This is a genomic window from Enterobacter vonholyi (genome assembly GCF_040834095.1).
Taxonomy (GTDB): domain Bacteria; phylum Pseudomonadota; class Gammaproteobacteria; order Enterobacterales; family Enterobacteriaceae; genus Enterobacter; species Enterobacter vonholyi.
The window spans coordinates 1,917,006-1,933,030 of record NZ_CP162152.1 but is presented as its reverse complement, the minus strand read 5'-3'; the positions used below and the strand labels follow the sequence as shown (position 1 = coordinate 1,933,030).

Genomic DNA, 16,025 nt, shown 5'->3' with positions numbered 1-16,025 from the left:
TCATCGGCGGGCGAGGAGATCGCCTGCTAGCGGCTGCGCTTGGCGTGCCGCTCCCAGTTTTCCTGTTTTGCTTCATCCGATTTTCGCAGTGAAACATAACATGCCCCGCTGCCGCCGTGATGCGGCAGCGCCACGCAGAAAGCCTGCACTTCCTCAAACTCGGTTAACCAGCGCGCCAGATAGCTGCGCACCACATTGGGATGCGAGTTCTGCTCGCGCCCTTTCCCGTGAATGATAATCAGATTGCGTAACCCGTCGCGTCCGGCCTGACGAATAAAAGAATAGAGCATCTGACGGCAGCGTTCGGCGGGCTGGCGCAGGAGGTTTAAGCTGGCCTGGCGGGCATATTTACCCGCGCGCAGCTTATCAATAACGCCCTGCTGTACCCCTTCGCGCTGGAACGCCAGCGGTTCTTCCAGGGGAAGCACGTCGAGAAAATCCAGCGTCAGGAAGTTATCCAGCTGTTCGCTATCCACCTCCTCGCGCGCCCGCGTATTGCGGCTGGGCTGCCAGTGAATATCCGCGCAGCGCTTCAGTGGCTGGACATCTTCCATGGCGTCAAGAAAAAATGATTTGTCGTCAGGGTTCATGGACATCCTCCGGCTACATCTGAGGACTGTACTATACCTGCGCCCGAGACAGGCCTCAATCACCGTTACAGGGCGATACGTGGCAATAATATTAACCTGATGAATATATATAGTCATTATTAAAGAAAGTTAAACCACACTTAACTAAAACTTCAGCAAAGTTAAATTACGTGATTTATGTTAAAAATTCATTAAATCAATTACTCGCCTGCCTTTCATTTTTCGGAAAAGGTGTTATACCTAAATATACCTGCCTCATGGATATAATACTCAGGATTGGCGAAAGGACGCACTGCTGTGTGTACTATAGGGTCTGTTTGATGTCGGACAGATCCTGTTTTTTTTATATGCATTTCAGGCGATGACTATTTTCCTCACCTCCCTTCTGAACTGCGTAATTAATGACTCAGCAAGGGGAGTCTGACGTGAATCACGGCGCTGAATTAAATAATAGGTTGCTTTAGGAAGCGATTCGACAACCGGCAGCATGACCAGCCGGTGCGCCAGCAGCGGGTCACACCCTAGCTCCTGCGGCAATATGCTTAAAAAGTCACTTTGCGCAACCAGGCTAATACAGGAAGAAAATGTTTCGCAAACCACACCAATTCGCGGTATTTGCGAACGATCGCTAAATACCTCCTCTAATTGCTTATAATAACTTCCCCGCGGCGTCGGCATTGTCCAGTTATAATGCAGGAGTTCATTAATTGACGTTGCTCCCATTGCCGGGTGACCTTCACGACAAAATACCGCAAACGGTTTTTCGAAGAGCTTTTCAAACGTAAACTCCTGGTCGTAAGGCCCCTGATAATAAGTGTTGATGGTGAAGTCCAGTTCGCCCTGGCGTAATTCATTGATCATCGACACCAGCTGCCCTTCCATAATCCTCACCTTGACCTGCGGATGCTGCGCATGGAAGCGGGTGATAACGGCGGGCATAAGCGTGCGTGAAACGCTGGCCCCCATCCCGATGTTGATCTGCCCGGCCAGCTCCCCCTGCCGCTGACGGATGTCATCCTGCGCCGCGCGCAGCTCTTCCAGAATCAACCTGGCGCGCTGGTAAAAGCCCTCACCGCATTCGGTCAACGCGACGCCCTTACTCCTGCGCACGAAAAGCTGCGCCGCCATGCCCTCCTCCAGTTCTTTAATGGATTTGGTCAGCGCCGGCTGCGAAAGATTCAGCGTCCTGCTGGCACCGCGAATGCTGCCCTGACGCGCAACCTCAACAAACGCCCGGATTTGATGAAATTTAATCTGGAATGTCATAGCCCAACCGATAACCGTTGTTTATCAGAGTAAAGAAACTGTCATCTACTTTAATGGAAAGGGATGTGCGAGGGTAATTCCTGAACGGTTGAAACTGTGAAAAATCGGTTAGTGATAAGTAAAAACTATCACAGCGTGAAGCAGTTCACATATTTTAATGATGACAGGAACAGATATGGACACACTGGCGCAGTACATCCAGACGTTAACGCCGCAGCTGAGCGCGTGGCGTCGCGATTTTCACCATTTTGCGGAATCCGGCTGGGTAGAGTTTCGTACCGCCGCGAAAGTCGCGGAAATACTGGACTCGCTGGGTTACGCACTGGCGATGGGCCGCGACGTGGTCGATGCCGAAAGCCGGATGGGGTTACCCGATGACACAACCCTGGCGCGAGAGTTTGCCCGCGCGCGCGCGCAGGGCGCGCCTGAGAAATGGCTGGCGCCGTTTGAAGGCGGGTTTACCGGCATTGTCGCCACCCTGAATACCGGCCGCCCGGGCCCAACCCTGGCGTTTCGCGTCGACATGGACGCCCTTGATTTAAGCGAAGCGCTTGACGACAGCCATCGCCCGTTCCGCGACGGGTTTGCCTCCTGCAATCCGGACATGATGCACGCCTGCGCGCACGACGGCCACACCACGATTGGTCTGGGACTGGCACAGGTGCTAAAGCAGAATGAAGCCCGGCTCAACGGCACCATCAAGCTGATCTTCCAGCCTGCCGAAGAAGGAACGCGCGGCGCGCGCGCCATGGTTGCCGCCGGGGCGCTGGATGACGTGGACTATTTCACAGCCATTCACATTGGCACCGGCGTACCTGCCGGGACGGTAATCTGCGGCAGCGATAACTTTATGGCCACCACCAAGTTCGACGTGAGCTTCACCGGCGTGGCCGCGCACGCGGGCGGTAAGCCGGAGGACGGTCGTAACGCCCTGCTCGCCGCCGCGCAGGCCGCCCTCGCCCTGCACAGCATCGCCCCGCACAGCGACGGCGCATCCCGGGTGAACGTCGGGGTGATGCAGGCGGGCAGCGGGCGCAACGTGGTCCCCGCGAATGCGCTGATTAAGGTTGAAACCCGCGGCGAAAGCGAAGCGATTAATCAGTACGTCTTTGAACGCGCGAAGGCGGTGATTACCGGCGCGGCGGCGCTCTACGGCGTGAGCGCGGAGATGCGCCTGATGGGGGCTGCCACCTCCAGCGCGCCGACATCGGCGTGGGTGGATTATCTGCGCGAACAGGCGAGCCGAGTTTCCGGGGTTGTTCACGCCATCGATAAGGTGAAAGCGCCAGCGGGCTCCGAAGACGCCACGCTGATGATGGCCCGCGTGCAGCAGAACGGCGGCATGGCGTCCTATATGGTGTTTGGCACGGATTTGAGCGCCGGGCATCACAACGAAAAATTCGACTTCGATGAGCAGGTGATGCCTGTCGCCATCGAAACGCTGGCGCGAACTGCGCTTAATTTCCCGTGGACGCGAGGTGTGTAATGCAGGAGAACTACGCTTTTATTGCCGATGCGATCGACACGCGATGTCGGACGTTAACCGATATTGCCGACGCGATCTGGGATCGTCCCGAAACCCGCTTTGAAGAGTTCTGGTCCGCCGAACGGCTGGCCAGCGAGCTGGAAGCAGAAGGCTTCACGCTGACCCGCGAGGCAGGCGGTATTCCAAATGCCTTTATCGCCAGCTTCGGCAGCGGAAAACCGGTTATCGCCCTGCTGGGCGAGTACGACGCGCTGGCCGGGTTAAGCCAGCAGGCACACTGCGCGACCGCGCAAACCGCCACGCCGGGGGCTAACGGCCACGGCTGCGGGCATAACCTCTTAGGCACCGCGGCACTTGCGGGCGCGGTGGCGGTGAAAAGCTGGCTGGAGCAGCACAGCGGCAGCGGAACGGTGCGTTTTTACGGCTGTCCCGGCGAGGAAGGCGGCTCCGGGAAAACCTTTATGGTGCGCGAAGGGCTGTTTGATGACGTCGATGCCGCCGTCACCTGGCACCCGGAAGCCTTTGCCGGGATGTTTAACGTCAGCACGCTGGCGAATATTCAGGCCGCCTGGCGTTTTCACGGCGTGGCGGCGCACGCGGCCAACTCCCCCCATTTGGGACGCAGCGCTCTGGACGCCGTGACGCTGATGACCACCGGCACCAACTTCCTCAACGAACACATCATTGAGAAAGCGCGCGTCCATTACGCCATCACCGACACCGGCGGGATTTCCCCCAACGTGGTACAGGCGCAGGCCGAAGTGCTGTACCTGATCCGCGCCCCGGAGATGGCCGATGCGCAGCAGATCTACGAACGCATCGAGAAAATTGCCCAGGGCGCGGCGATGATGACCGAAACCACCGTCGAGTGTCGCTTTGATAAAGCCTGCTCAAGCTACCTGCCGAACCGCACGCTCGAGGCGGCGATGTATCGCGCCCTGCAGCACTACGGCACGCCGCAGTGGACCGAAGAAGAGCGAAAATTTGCCCGCGAGATCCGCGCCACGCTGACGCCCAACGATCTGCAAAACAGCCTGAAAAATATTGCCGCCACGGGTGGCGACGCGGGTAAAGCCTTTGCCCGTCGTCATCAGGCGACGCTGCTGGTAGATGAAGTCGCGCCTTACGCCGTCACCGACAACGTGCTGGCGGGTTCAACCGACGTGGGCGACGTCAGCTGGAAAATGCCGGTGGCCCAGTGCTTCAGCCCCTGCTTTACCGTCGGCACGCCGCTGCACACCTGGCAGCTGGTGTCTCAGGGGCGAACCTCTATTGCCCACAAAGGCATGCTGCTGGCCGGAAAAGTGATGGGCGCAACCGCGCTCAATCTGCTGCAGGACGCATCGCTGCTGAAAAAATGCCGTGAAGAGTTTGAACAGCAAATACAAGAAAAACCGTACGCGTGTCCGATCCCACGGGGCGTGACACCGTCACCTTTAAAATAAAAAAACATAACACAACACAACAACACTCCCGAGGAACGCCCATGAGTATGTCATCCATACCTTCGCATTCCCCATCCGGTAAGCTCTATGGCTGGGTTGAAAGGATCGGCAATAAAGTGCCGCACCCTTTCCTGCTGTTTATCTATCTGATTGTGATTTTGATGGTCGCCACTGCCGTGCTCTCCGCCTTTGACGTCAGCGTGCGCAGTCCGGCCGACGGCAGCCTGGTGGCGGTGAAAAACCTGCTCAGCGTTGAGGGGCTGCACTGGTTTTTACCCAACGTGATTAAAAACTTCAGCGGCTTCGCCCCGCTGGGCGCCATTCTGGCGCTGGTGCTGGGTGCCGGACTGGCCGAACGCGTGGGCCTGCTGCCCGCATTGATGGTAAAGATGGCTTCTCACGTCAGCGCGCGGTACGCCAGCTACATGGTGCTGTTTATCGCCTTCTTTAGCCATATCTCCTCCGACGCCGCGCTGGTGATCATGCCGCCGATGGGGGCGCTGATCTTCCTCGCCGTCGGGCGCCACCCCGTGGCGGGCCTGCTGTCGGCGATTGCGGGCGTGGGCTGTGGATTCACCGCCAATCTGCTGATCGTCACCACCGACGTGCTGCTCTCGGGCATCAGTACGGAGGCGGCGAAAACCATTGATGCGGCCATGCACGTCAGCGTGATCGACAACTGGTACTTTATGGCAAGCTCGGTCATTGTCCTGACGATTGTCGGCGGGCTGATTACCGATAAGATCGTCGAGCCGCGCCTGGGCAAATGGGAAGGCCGCAGTGATGAAAAGCTGGAGACGCTGAGCGAAACGCAGCGCTTTGGCCTGCGCGTGGCGGGCGTGGTCTCGCTGGCCTTTATCGCGCTGGTGGCGCTGATGGTGGTGCCGGAAAACGGCATACTGCGCGATCCGGTTAAACATACGGTCCTGCCTTCGCCGTTTATCCAGGGCATCGTGCCGCTGATTATTCTGTTTTTCTTTGTCGTCTCGCTCGCCTACGGTATCGCCACCGGTAAAATCCGCCGCCAGGGCGATCTGCCGCAGCTGATGATCGAGCCGATGAAGGAGATGGCGGGTTTTATCGTGATGGTGTTCCCGCTGGCCCAGTTTGTGGCGATGTTTAACTGTAGCAACATGGGCAAGTTTATGGCCGTGGGCCTGACCGACGCGCTGGAGGCTGCCGGGCTAAGCGGCGTACCGGCGTTTGTCGGCCTGGCGCTGCTGTCATCCCTGCTGTGCATGTTTATCGCCAGCGGCTCCGCCATCTGGTCGATTCTGGCCCCGATCTTCGTGCCGATGTTTATGATGCTGGGTTTTCACCCGGCGTTTGCCCAGATCCTGTTCCGTATCGCGGACTCCTCGGTGATACCGCTGGCGCCGGTCTCGCCGTTTGTTCCGCTGTTTTTAGGCTTCCTCCAGCGCTATAAACCCGAGGCCAAACTGGGTACCTACTATTCGCTGGTTTTACCCTACCCGCTTATCTTTTTAGGGGTATGGCTGGTGATGCTGGTGGCATGGTATCTTGTCGGCCTGCCGATTGGGCCGGGAATATACCCGAGGCTGAACTGAAGGAATGAGGATGCTGAGATTACTCGAAGATAAGATTGCGACGCCGCTTGGACCGCTGTGGGTTATCGCGGATGAGACGTTCAATCTGCGCGCCGTTGAGTGGGAAGAGCACAGCGACCGCATGGAAGAGCTGCTCAATATTCATTACCGCTTGCAGGGTTATGAACGTATCAGCGCAACCAACCCGGGTGGGCTGAGCGACAAGCTTGCGGCGTACTTCGAAGGCGATCTCAGCATCATTGATACTCTGCCGACCGCCACGGCTGGCACGCCTTTTCAGCGCGAAGTGTGGCAGGCGCTGCGGTCGATTCCGTGCGGGCAGGTCATGCATTACGGCCAGCTCGCGGAGCAGTTAGGTCGCGCAGGCGCTGCACGCGCGGTGGGTGCCGCTAACGGCTCTAACCCGGTCAGCATAGTGGTGCCCTGCCATCGCGTCATTGGCCGCAACGGTACCATGACAGGCTATGCCGGTGGCGTGCAGCGAAAAGAGTGGTTGCTGCGTCACGAAGGGTATCTCTTGCTCTAGTTCCCAGGCTTTTTGTGCTTAATTTTCTACCGGTTAGGCTAAAAATCCATAATCAAGCTGTGGAATTTCAAGAAGATGGCGACGCATTGTCGTCTCTTGTCCTTATTGAGGGTTTGTCAGGCTTACGTACTTACCAAAAAGATGTTAAAATTGACCAATATCAATTAAGGCTTGAGCAAACCTATGATCCCGGAAAAGCGAATTATACGACGCATTCAGTCTGGCGGTTGTGCTATCCATTGCCAGGATTGCAGCATCAGCCAGCTCTGTATCCCGTTTACCCTGAATGAGCATGAACTCGATCAGCTTGATAATATTATCGAGCGTAAGAAGCCTATTCAGAAAGGGCAGACGCTGTTTAAAGCGGGAGACGAACTGAAATCGCTCTATGCTATCCGTTCTGGCACCATCAAGAGCTACACCATCACCGAACAGGGCGATGAGCAGATCACCGGCTTCCATCTGGCGGGTGACCTGGTAGGCTTTGATGCCATCGGTACGGGCCACCACCCGAGCTTTGCTCAGGCACTCGAAACCTCGATGGTTTGCGAAATTCCGTTTGAAACCCTGGACGATCTGTCCGGCAAGATGCCTAACCTGCGTCAGCAGATGATGCGTCTGATGAGCGGTGAGATCAAAGGCGATCAGGACATGATCCTGCTGCTTTCTAAAAAGAATGCCGAAGAGCGCCTGGCCGCGTTTATCTACAACCTCTCCCGCCGCTTCGCCGAGCGTGGCTTCTCGCCGCGTGAATTCCGTCTGACGATGACGCGTGGCGATATCGGCAACTACCTGGGTCTGACCGTGGAAACCATCAGCCGTCTGCTGGGTCGTTTCCAGAAAAGCGGGATGCTGGCCGTTAAGGGTAAATATATCACTATCGAAAACGGTGAAGCGCTGGCCGTTCTTGCCGGGCACGCCCGTAACGTGGCGTAAACGCCATACGTATACTGCCAGACCGATAAATTTTCCTGATTCATTGGTCTGGCATATTACCCCGTCATTTATCTGACCTTTTCACCGTAGCACACCCCCACACAGCGCCCGAAAGGTTCTCGTTGAGGTTATGAATTGAGAGAAAGTTTGTTTTTCGTTTCAGTCGTGATTGCCTCAGTGACCTTTATCTTCATCTGGATCATGCTTGTCGGCCCAATGAAGGGGGAAGAAAAAACCTACGTCCAGGACTCCACGACCTTTGCGATAGCAGTGATGGTGCTGCTGTTTATTGCGTTTATCGCGGTGACGACCACGGTACTTTTCCTCTGATAAATTTTCATGAAATATTGATCTGGCAAAACCTCCCCTCTGTTTCATTCAGGATATATAGGTTACTCTTTTAATTACAGACTGTGGTGACAGTAGTAAGGAGACCTGTATGGCCAAGTATCAAAACATGCTGGTAGCTATCGATCCGAACCAGGACGATCAGCCGGCATTACGACGTGCTGTGTATTTACATCAACGGATTGGTGGCAAAATCAAAGCGTTTTTGCCGATCTATGACTTCTCGTATGAGATGACCACCCTTCTGTCGCCTGACGAGCGCACCGCTATGCGTCAGGGCGTCATCAGCCAGCGTACCGCGTGGATCCGAGAACAGGCGAAGTATTACCTGGAAGCGGGTGTTCCCATTGATATTAAAGTGGTCTGGCACAACCGACCTTTCGAAGCCATCATCCAGGAAGTTGTCGCCGGTGGGCACGATCTGCTGCTGAAGATGGCGCACCAGCACGACAAGCTGGAATCCGTGATCTTCACCCCGACCGACTGGCACCTGCTGCGCAAATGCCCTTGCCCGGTCTGGATGGTTAAAGACCAGCCGTGGCCTGAAGGCGGGAAAGCCGTTGTGGCGGTAAACCTCGCTAGCGAAGAGGATTACCACAACTCCCTGAACGAGAAGCTGGTGAAGGAGACCATCCAGCTTGCCGACCAGGTCAATCATACTGAAGTGCACCTGGTAGGTGCCTATCCGGTCACCCCTATTAACATTGCCATTGAGCTACCTGAATTTGACCCAAGCGTGTACAACGACGCGATCCGCGGTCAGCATCTGCTGGCCATGAAAGCGCTGCGCCAGAAATTCAGCATTGATGAGAAAATGACCCACGTGGAAAAAGGGTTGCCTGAAGAGGTGATCCCGGACCTGGCGGAACACCTGCAGGCGGGGATTGTGGTGCTGGGTACTATCGGCCGGACCGGTATTTCTGCCGCCTTCCTCGGCAATACCGCCGAACAGGTGATCGACCATCTGCGCTGCGACCTGCTGGTCATTAAGCCGGATGAGTACCAGACGCCGGTTGAGCTGGACGATCCGGAAGACGATTAACACCTGACGCCGCCCGACAATAAAAAAACCGCCAAATTCGGCGGTTTTTTCGTTTCAGCGCAACTTACAGCGCTTTCAGAATCGCATCCACGCTGGCTTTAGCATCGCCAAACAGCATGTGGGTATTCTCTTTGAAGAACAGCGGGTTCTGCACCCCGGCATAACCGGTATTCATAGAACGTTTGAAGACGATTACGTTCTGCGCCTTCCACACTTCCAGAACCGGCATACCGGCGATTGGGCTACCCGGATCGTCCTGTGCAGCAGGGTTAACGGTATCGTTGGCACCAATGACCAGCACGGTGTCGGTGTCGGCGAAATCATCGTTGATCTCATCCATTTCCAGCACGATGTCGTAAGGCACTTTCGCTTCCGCCAGCAGCACGTTCATGTGGCCAGGCAGACGCCCTGCCACCGGGTGAATACCAAAGCGAACCTTGATGCCCCGCGCGCGCAGCTTCTCGGTGATTTCCGCAACCGGATACTGCGCCTGCGCCACCGCCATGCCGTAGCCGGGGGTGATGATCACAGAATGCGAGTTTTTCAGCATGTCTGCGGTATCTTCCGCAGAAATTTCACGGTGCTCACCCACTTCTTCATCAGCACTGGAAGAAGAGCCATCTGTCCCGAAACCACCGGCGATTACGCTAATGAACGAACGGTTCATCGCCTTACACATGATATAAGACAGGATCGCGCCGGAAGAACCCACCAGCGCACCGGTGACGATCAGCAGGTCGTTGCTCAGCATAAAGCCTGCCGCCGCTGCCGCCCAACCGGAGTAGGAGTTCAGCATCGAGACAACTACCGGCATATCCGCACCACCGATGGATGCCACCAGGTGCCAGCCGAATGCCAGCGCGATGATGGTCATTACCAGCAACGCCAGCACCTGCAGACCGACGCTTTCGGTACGCACGAAGATCACCAGCAGAACAAATGACACCACCAGCGCCGCCAGGTTCAGCTTATGACGGTTTGGCAGCATCAGCGGTTTAGAGGAGATCTTCCCGCGCAGTTTACCGAACGCGACAATGGAGCCCGTGAAGGTCACCGCACCGATGAAGATACCCAGGAACACTTCAGTCAGGTGGATGTTGACCAGAATCGGTTCCAGACCCGGTTCGTGATACAGGTAGCTGTTGAAGCCCACCAGCACCGCGGCCAGACCCACAAAGCTGTGCAGAATGGCAACCAGCTCCGGCATCTCGGTCATTTCAACGCGTTTTGCCAGACGAATACCAATCGCGCCACCGATGATCATCGCCACCAGGATCCACGCTACGTTGCCGGTATCCGGCCCGAAGATGGTGGCAATCAGCGCAATCGCCATCCCGGCGATACCAAAGTTATTCCCCTGCTGAGACGTTTCGTGTTTGGAAAGCCCCGCCAGACTGAAAATAAACAGGATTGCAGCAACAATGTATGCGGCTGTCACTAATCCTCCAGACATATGCTACCCCTTAGCCTTTACGAAACATTTTCAGCATGCGCTGAGTCACGGTGAAACCACCGAAAATATTGATACTGGCGATCAGTACCGCGATAAAGCTCAGGAAGCTGATCCAGCCGCCGTGACCAATCTGCAGTAACGCCCCCACCACGATGATCCCGGAGATGGCGTTGGTTACCGACATCAGCGGCGTGTGCAGCGCATGGGAGACGTTCCAAACCACGTAGTAACCTACGACGCAGGAGAGCGCGAAGACGGTAAAATGGCCGAGGAACTCTTTTGGCGCGACGTCAGCCAGCCAGCCGAACAGAATAATCACCAGCGCCATGATCGCGTATTTACGCCACGGTGAAGCCGGTTTAGCAGATTCTTTTGGCTCAGGCGCCGCTTTCGGTGCCGCCTGAGGCTGAGCAGATACCTGAATAGGCGGCGCAGGCCAGGTAATTTCACCTTCACGGACCACGGTCACACCACGCACCACCACATCGTCGAAATCAACGGTGACGTTGCCGTCTTTCTCTTTGCAGAGCAGCTTAAGCAGGTTGACGAGGTTAGTGCCGTACAGCTGAGAAGACTGCGTTGGCAGACGGCCCGGCAGATCGGTATAGCCGATCACCTTCACGCCGTTAGCGGTCGTGGTCACCTGATTCGGTACGGTATATTCACAGTTACCGCCGTTTTGGGCGGCCAGGTCGACAATCACGCTGCCCGGCTTCATGGAATCAACCATCTCACGGGTGATCAGCTTCGGCGCAGGTTTACCCGGGATAAGCGCGGTGGTGACAATAATGTCGACATCTTTCGCCTGAGCGGCGAAGAGTTCCATTTCGGCTTTGATAAAGGCTTCGGACATCACCTTCGCGTAACCGTCGCCGCTGCCGGCTTCTTCCTTGAAGTCCAGCTCAAGGAATTCGGCGCCCATACTCTGGACCTGTTCCTTTACTTCAGGACGGGTGTCAAAGGCGCGTACGATAGCGCCCAGGCTATTTGCCGCACCGATTGCAGCAAGGCCCGCCACGCCCGCGCCAATCACCATGACTTTCGCCGGAGGGACTTTACCCGCGGCGGTGATTTGACCGGTAAAGAAGCGACCAAATTCGTGGGCTGCTTCAACAATGGCGCGGTAGCCAGCAATGTTTGCCATGGAGCTTAAGGCATCCAGCGACTGCGCGCGCGAAATGCGCGGCACGGAGTCCATCGCCATTACGGTCACGCCACGGGCCGCCAGCTTCTCCATTAGCTCCGGGTTTTGCGCAGGCCAGATGAAGCTCACCAGGGTTGTCCCCGGATTCAGCAGCGCAATCTCACCCTCTTCCGGTGCGTTGACCTTCAGAATCACCTGCGACTGCCAGACGTCAGCACCGTCGACCACTTCCGCGCCAGCCTGGATAAAGGCCTCGTCATCGAAACTCGCCAGTTTGCCCGCGCCGCTTTCAACCGCGACCGTAAAACCCAGCTTAAGCAGTTGCTCCACCGTTTTCGGTGTTGCCGCTACGCGGGTTTCATTGGCTAACCGTTCTTTTGGTACCCCAATACGCATAGTTTTCCCTTCCATCGGTTCTTGATGATGGTTTATCGATAAATGCCCGCGGTTTGTATCAATTTTCACCATCGCGCCAGCGACGAGATATGATTAACCCCGGAAAATAAAACAGTAACAAACTGTCTATAACCTACTGAAAATAGCGCCCGTGATCTACCGCCAGAAAACACTATTTCTTACTTTATCTGTGAAAAATAAGCGATCGGCGTCACTGACAGTGATATTTACCTTAAATTCATCGCCGGAACCGATAAATCGCGCAAGCGAAGCGGTAAAAACATGATATAGCGCCGTAAGAGAACAACTTATTAACATTAAATTAACTTGCAAAAGTCATATGCTTTATCAGTTTTACTTGTCAAACGCGTGTTTTTTCAACATATCACTAAATGTTATCGAATAAGGTGATTCAGTGAGCACAGGCAGTGAAAAATGGCGCAGACAGCGACGGGTTTTAAATGCAATAATCGGGACCGTCTTAAATTAACAACAATACCAGTACATGGTTTGCGCAAGGCGAAGGATCATTTTTATGAAGCTTAAGAACACACTCCTGGCGTCCGCACTTCTTTCCGCGACCGCCCTGTCTGCGAATGCCGCAACAGAGTTAACGCCGGAGCAAGCGGCAGCGTTAAAACCTTTTGACCATACGGTCATTGTGGGTCGTTATAATTCTATTGGCGACGCCGTCGCCGCTGCATCAAAAGCTGCTGATAAAAACGGGGCGGCCTCGTTTTATGTCGTTGACCAGTCCGATTACGGCAACAGCGGTAACCTGCGCGTGACCATCGCGCTATTCAAAGACAATGCGCCAAAAGCTGACGCACCGAAAAACCGCGTGATCAACGGTGTTGTTGAACTGCCGAAAGATCAGGCGATTGAGCTGGAACCCTACGACACCGTCACCGTTCAGGGCTTTTACCGCAGCCAGCCTGAAGTGAACGATGCCATCACCAAAGCCGCGAAAGAGAAAGGAGCTTATTCTTTCTACATCGTGCGTCAGGTCGATGCTAACCAGGGTGGCAACCAGCGCATTACCGCGTTCATCTATAAAAAAGATGCGAAAAAACGTGTTCTGCAAAGCCCGGATGCCATCCCGGCGAATTCAGAAGCGGGTCGCGCGGCGATAGCGAAAGGTGGCGAAGCCGCGAAGAAAGTTGAAATTCCAGGCGTCGCAACGACGGCGGCCCCAAGCGCTGAAGTGGGTCGTTTCTTTGAAACGCAGTCCACGAAAGGTGGCCGTTACTCCGTTACGCTGCCGGACGGTACCAAAATTGAAGAGTTGAACAACGCCACTGCAGGGCAGATGGTGCCGTTCGACAGCATCAAATTTACCGGCAACTACGGCAACATGACGGAAGTCTCTTACCAGGTCGCGAAGCGTGCGGCGAAGAAAGGGGCGAAGTACTACCACATCACCCGCCAGTGGCAGGAACGTGGTAACAACGTGACCATCAGCGCCGATCTGTACAAGTAACAAAAGTCGTTTACGAAAGGCGGCGCAATGCCGCCTTTTTTGTTACTTTTTTTGAATTTCTGCCTCACGTCATTGCATGCTTTCGTTACACTCCGTAAAATCCCGCGCCTTAGTGTGATCCACCATTTTTATGCGCCTGAGCGAAATAATTATTCTGGATTTTGACCTTTCATAACAGGAAGCCAATGGAAAAGAAACTTGGCCTGAGTGCTCTGACTGCACTCGTTTTAAGCTCAATGCTGGGTGCGGGCGTATTCAGTTTGCCGCAAAATATGGCGGCAGTCGCGAGCCCTTCTGCGCTCATCATTGGCTGGGGCATTACGGGTGTCGGAATATTGCTGCTGGCCTTCGCTATGCTGCTGCTCACCCGCATTCGCCCGGATCTGGACGGCGGCATTTTCACCTATGCGCGTGAAGGTTTCGGCGAGCTGATTGGCTTCTGTTCCGCGTGGGGATACTGGCTGTGTGCCGTTATCGCCAACGTCTCCTATCTGGTAATCGTCTTCTCGGCGCTCAGTTTCTTTACCGATACGCCTGAGCTGCGCCTCTTTGGCGACGGAAATACCTGGCAGTCTATTGTGGGCGCCTCGGTGTTATTGTGGTTCGTCCACTGGCTGGTGTTACGTGGCGTACAAACGGCCGCCAGCATCAACCTGGTAGCGACGCTCGCGAAGCTGGTTCCGCTCGGCCTGTTTATCGTTCTGGCCTTCATTGCGTTCCGTATGGACGTGTTTAAGCTTGATTTCAGCGGTGTTGCGCTGGGCGTCCCCGTCTGGGAGCAGGTGAAAAACACGATGCTGATTACCCTGTGGGTGTTCATCGGTGTAGAAGGCGCGGTCGTGGTTTCTGCCCGAGCCCGAAATAAACGCGATGTGGGCCGCGCCACGCTGCTGGCCGTACTCGCTGCGCTCGGGGTCTATCTGCTGGTAACGCTGCTGTCGCTGGGCGTGGTGGCGCGTCCTGAACTGGCTGAAATGCGTAACCCGTCAATGGCAGGGCTGATGGTGAAAATGCTCGGCCCCTGGGGCGACGTGGTGATTGCGGCTGGCCTTATCATCTCCGTCTGCGGCGCGTACCTGAGCTGGACCATCATGGCGGCTGAAGTTCCTTTCCTGGCCGCGACGCACAAAGCGTTTCCACGCCTTTTCGCCCGTCAAAACCAAAACAGCGCGCCGTCGGCATCGCTCTGGCTGACCAACATCAGCGTTCAGGTCTGTCTGGTGCTGATCTGGCTCACAGGTTCAGACTATAACACCCTGCTGACCATCGCCTCGGAGATGATTCTGGTACCCTATTTCTTAGTGGGTGCGTATCTGTTAAAAATTGCCACACGCCCGGCGCATTATGTTGTGGGTGTCGGAGCCTGTATTTACGGCCTGTGGTTGTTGTATGCTTCCGGTCCTATGCATCTGCTGCTGTCGGTGGTGCTGTACGCACCGGGTCTGCTGGTGTTTATCTATGCCCGCCGCACGCATCAGTTGGAGAACGCGCTGAAACGCCGTGAGATGGCATTGATTGGACTGTTACTGGTTGCTGCCCTACCGGCAACCTGGATGTTAATGGGATAGCATCGCCTTTCCCATTGTTGAACTGTAAAGGAGAATACGATGGGAAATGCACCGCTTCGCCCAATACTGATTACCGGTGGAGGCCGCCGTATCGGCCTCGCCCTCGCCCATCACTTTCTCAACCTTCGCCATCCGGTCATTGTCAGCTACCGTACGGAATACCCGTCGATTGAAGGGTTACGCAAAGCGGGGGCGGTCTGCATTCAGGCTGATTTTTCAACCGATGAAGGCATTCTGGCTTTCGCGGAAACGGTAAAAGCCACCACGACGGGGCTGCGCGCCGTGATCCATAACGCCAGCGCATGGCGTGCCGAAAAACCCGGTACGTCACTTAGCGAAACGCTCTCCTCCATGCTGCAGATCCACGTCAATGCCCCTTATCTGCTTAACCACGCTCTGCAGGACCTGCTGCGCGGCCACGGGCACGCTGCGGGCGACATCATTCACTTCACCGATTATGTAGTGGAGCGCGGCAGCGACAAGCACATCGCCTACGCGGCCAGTAAAGCCGCGCTGGATAACATGACCCGCTCGTTTGCCCGCAAGCTCGCCCCCGAGGTGAAGGTGAATGCCATCGCCCCGGCGATGATTTTGTTTAACGAAAACGATGATGCAGAGTATCGCCAGCAGGCGCTGAATAAGTCGCTCATGAAAATCGCCCCCGGCGAGAAAGAGGTCATCGACCTCGTGGATTACCTGCTCACCAGCTGCTACGTCACCGGCAGAACCTTTGCCGTGGACGGTGGCCGTCCGCTGCGCTAGTGAAAGCGAATAACA

The 16,025-nt window shown here is 55.7% G+C and carries 14 protein-coding genes; 10 read left to right on the top strand and 4 right to left on the bottom strand.

All coding sequences use genetic code 11. The annotated features are described in order from the left end of the window. Positions 1–26: 26 nt before the first annotated feature. Positions 27–590, bottom strand: coding sequence for a DNA endonuclease SmrA (gene smrA, locus AB3N39_RS09215; RefSeq protein WP_032640096.1), 564 nt, complete (start codon positions 588–590; stop codon positions 27–29). Positions 591–944: 354 nt separating this feature from the next. Then, the gene (locus AB3N39_RS09210) at positions 945–1,856 is read right to left on the bottom strand and encodes a LysR family transcriptional regulator (protein ID WP_136194753.1); all 912 of its coding nucleotides are present in this window, start codon (positions 1,854–1,856) and stop codon (positions 945–947) included. Positions 1,857–2,031: 175 nt separating this feature from the next. Here AB3N39_RS09210 and AB3N39_RS09205 point away from each other — a divergent pair, with 175 nt between their 5' ends. The 7 genes from AB3N39_RS09205 (at position 2,032) to uspE (ending at position 9,207) form a co-directional block, all read left to right on the top strand. Further along, complete coding sequence (locus AB3N39_RS09205) at positions 2,032–3,342, top strand: M20 family metallo-hydrolase (RefSeq protein WP_136194752.1); 1,311 nt, start codon at positions 2,032–2,034, stop codon at positions 3,340–3,342. Then, the gene (locus tag AB3N39_RS09200; RefSeq protein WP_252092813.1) at positions 3,342–4,787 is read left to right on the top strand and encodes a M20 family metallopeptidase; all 1,446 of its coding nucleotides are present in this window, start codon (positions 3,342–3,344) and stop codon (positions 4,785–4,787) included. The genes AB3N39_RS09205 and AB3N39_RS09200 overlap by 1 nt, the downstream gene beginning before the upstream one ends. A 41-nt stretch (positions 4,788–4,828) precedes the next feature. Then, complete coding sequence (abgT, locus tag AB3N39_RS09195; RefSeq protein WP_367897230.1) at positions 4,829–6,355, top strand: p-aminobenzoyl-glutamate transporter; 1,527 nt, start codon at positions 4,829–4,831, stop codon at positions 6,353–6,355. A 10-nt stretch (positions 6,356–6,365) separates the two neighbouring features. Further along, positions 6,366–6,881, top strand: a complete 516-nt coding sequence (ogt, locus tag AB3N39_RS09190) for a methylated-DNA--[protein]-cysteine S-methyltransferase (protein WP_045401311.1) — start codon at positions 6,366–6,368, stop codon at positions 6,879–6,881. A gap of 183 nt (positions 6,882–7,064) precedes the next feature. Continuing rightward, on the top strand, positions 7,065–7,817 hold the full coding sequence (gene fnr / locus AB3N39_RS09185; protein WP_006174991.1) for a fumarate/nitrate reduction transcriptional regulator Fnr: 753 nt from the start codon (positions 7,065–7,067) through the stop codon (positions 7,815–7,817). A 147-nt stretch (positions 7,818–7,964) separates the two neighbouring features. Further along, entirely contained in the window at positions 7,965–8,147 is a 183-nt protein-coding gene (locus AB3N39_RS09180) for a hypothetical protein (protein WP_014883604.1), read from the top strand. 109 nt (positions 8,148–8,256) lie between these two features. Next, positions 8,257–9,207 (top strand): universal stress protein UspE, encoded by a 951-nt coding sequence (gene uspE, locus AB3N39_RS09175; RefSeq protein WP_032640084.1) that lies wholly within the window; start codon positions 8,257–8,259, stop codon positions 9,205–9,207. A gap of 64 nt (positions 9,208–9,271) precedes the next feature. On the opposite strand, the gene pntB is transcribed toward uspE, so the two are convergent. Together pntB and pntA are read right to left on the bottom strand one after the other, a co-directional pair. Beyond that, the gene (gene pntB, locus AB3N39_RS09170) at positions 9,272–10,660 is read right to left on the bottom strand and encodes a Re/Si-specific NAD(P)(+) transhydrogenase subunit beta (RefSeq protein WP_133294266.1); all 1,389 of its coding nucleotides are present in this window, start codon (positions 10,658–10,660) and stop codon (positions 9,272–9,274) included. 10 nt (positions 10,661–10,670) lie between these two features. Beyond that, on the bottom strand, positions 10,671–12,200 hold the full coding sequence (gene pntA / locus AB3N39_RS09165) for a Re/Si-specific NAD(P)(+) transhydrogenase subunit alpha (RefSeq protein WP_133294265.1): 1,530 nt from the start codon (positions 12,198–12,200) through the stop codon (positions 10,671–10,673). A 535-nt stretch (positions 12,201–12,735) separates the two neighbouring features. Here pntA and ydgH point away from each other — a divergent pair. The 3 genes from ydgH to folM all read left to right on the top strand — a co-directional run bounded on the left by ydgH (position 12,736) and on the right by folM (position 16,010). Further along, positions 12,736–13,680: a DUF1471 family protein YdgH gene (gene ydgH, locus AB3N39_RS09160; RefSeq protein ID WP_367897229.1), complete on the top strand. Its 945-nt coding sequence runs from the start codon at positions 12,736–12,738 to the stop codon at positions 13,678–13,680. A 185-nt stretch (positions 13,681–13,865) separates the two neighbouring features. Next, positions 13,866–15,248 carry an amino acid permease gene (locus AB3N39_RS09155; protein ID WP_115874886.1) on the top strand — a complete coding sequence of 461 codons (1,383 nt, stop codon included), beginning with the start codon at positions 13,866–13,868 and terminating at the stop codon, positions 15,246–15,248. A 39-nt stretch (positions 15,249–15,287) separates the two neighbouring features. After that, the gene (gene folM / locus AB3N39_RS09150) at positions 15,288–16,010 is read left to right on the top strand and encodes a dihydromonapterin reductase (RefSeq protein ID WP_111965687.1); all 723 of its coding nucleotides are present in this window, start codon (positions 15,288–15,290) and stop codon (positions 16,008–16,010) included. The last annotated feature ends 15 nt before the right edge of the window (positions 16,011–16,025 follow it).

Excerpts from the sequence above, each read along its gene's own strand:
- smrA (WP_032640096.1), bottom strand. The coding sequence starts at position 590 with ATGAACCCTGACGACAAATCATTTTTTCTTGACGCCATGGAAGATGTC.
- AB3N39_RS09210 (WP_136194753.1), bottom strand. The coding sequence starts at position 1,856 with ATGACATTCCAGATTAAATTTCATCAAATCCGGGCGTTTGTTGAGGTT.
- AB3N39_RS09205 (WP_136194752.1), top strand. The coding sequence starts at position 2,032 with ATGGACACACTGGCGCAGTACATCCAGACGTTAACGCCGCAGCTGAGC.
- AB3N39_RS09200 (WP_252092813.1), top strand. The coding sequence starts at position 3,342 with ATGCAGGAGAACTACGCTTTTATTGCCGATGCGATCGACACGCGATGT.
- abgT (WP_367897230.1), top strand. The coding sequence starts at position 4,829 with ATGAGTATGTCATCCATACCTTCGCATTCCCCATCCGGTAAGCTCTAT.
- ogt (WP_045401311.1), top strand. The coding sequence starts at position 6,366 with ATGCTGAGATTACTCGAAGATAAGATTGCGACGCCGCTTGGACCGCTG.
- fnr (WP_006174991.1), top strand. The coding sequence starts at position 7,065 with ATGATCCCGGAAAAGCGAATTATACGACGCATTCAGTCTGGCGGTTGT.
- uspE (WP_032640084.1), top strand. The coding sequence starts at position 8,257 with ATGGCCAAGTATCAAAACATGCTGGTAGCTATCGATCCGAACCAGGAC.
- pntB (WP_133294266.1), bottom strand. The coding sequence starts at position 10,660 with ATGTCTGGAGGATTAGTGACAGCCGCATACATTGTTGCTGCAATCCTG.
- pntA (WP_133294265.1), bottom strand. The coding sequence starts at position 12,200 with ATGCGTATTGGGGTACCAAAAGAACGGTTAGCCAATGAAACCCGCGTA.
- ydgH (WP_367897229.1), top strand. The coding sequence starts at position 12,736 with ATGAAGCTTAAGAACACACTCCTGGCGTCCGCACTTCTTTCCGCGACC.
- AB3N39_RS09155 (WP_115874886.1), top strand. The coding sequence starts at position 13,866 with ATGGAAAAGAAACTTGGCCTGAGTGCTCTGACTGCACTCGTTTTAAGC.
- folM (WP_111965687.1), top strand. The coding sequence starts at position 15,288 with ATGGGAAATGCACCGCTTCGCCCAATACTGATTACCGGTGGAGGCCGC.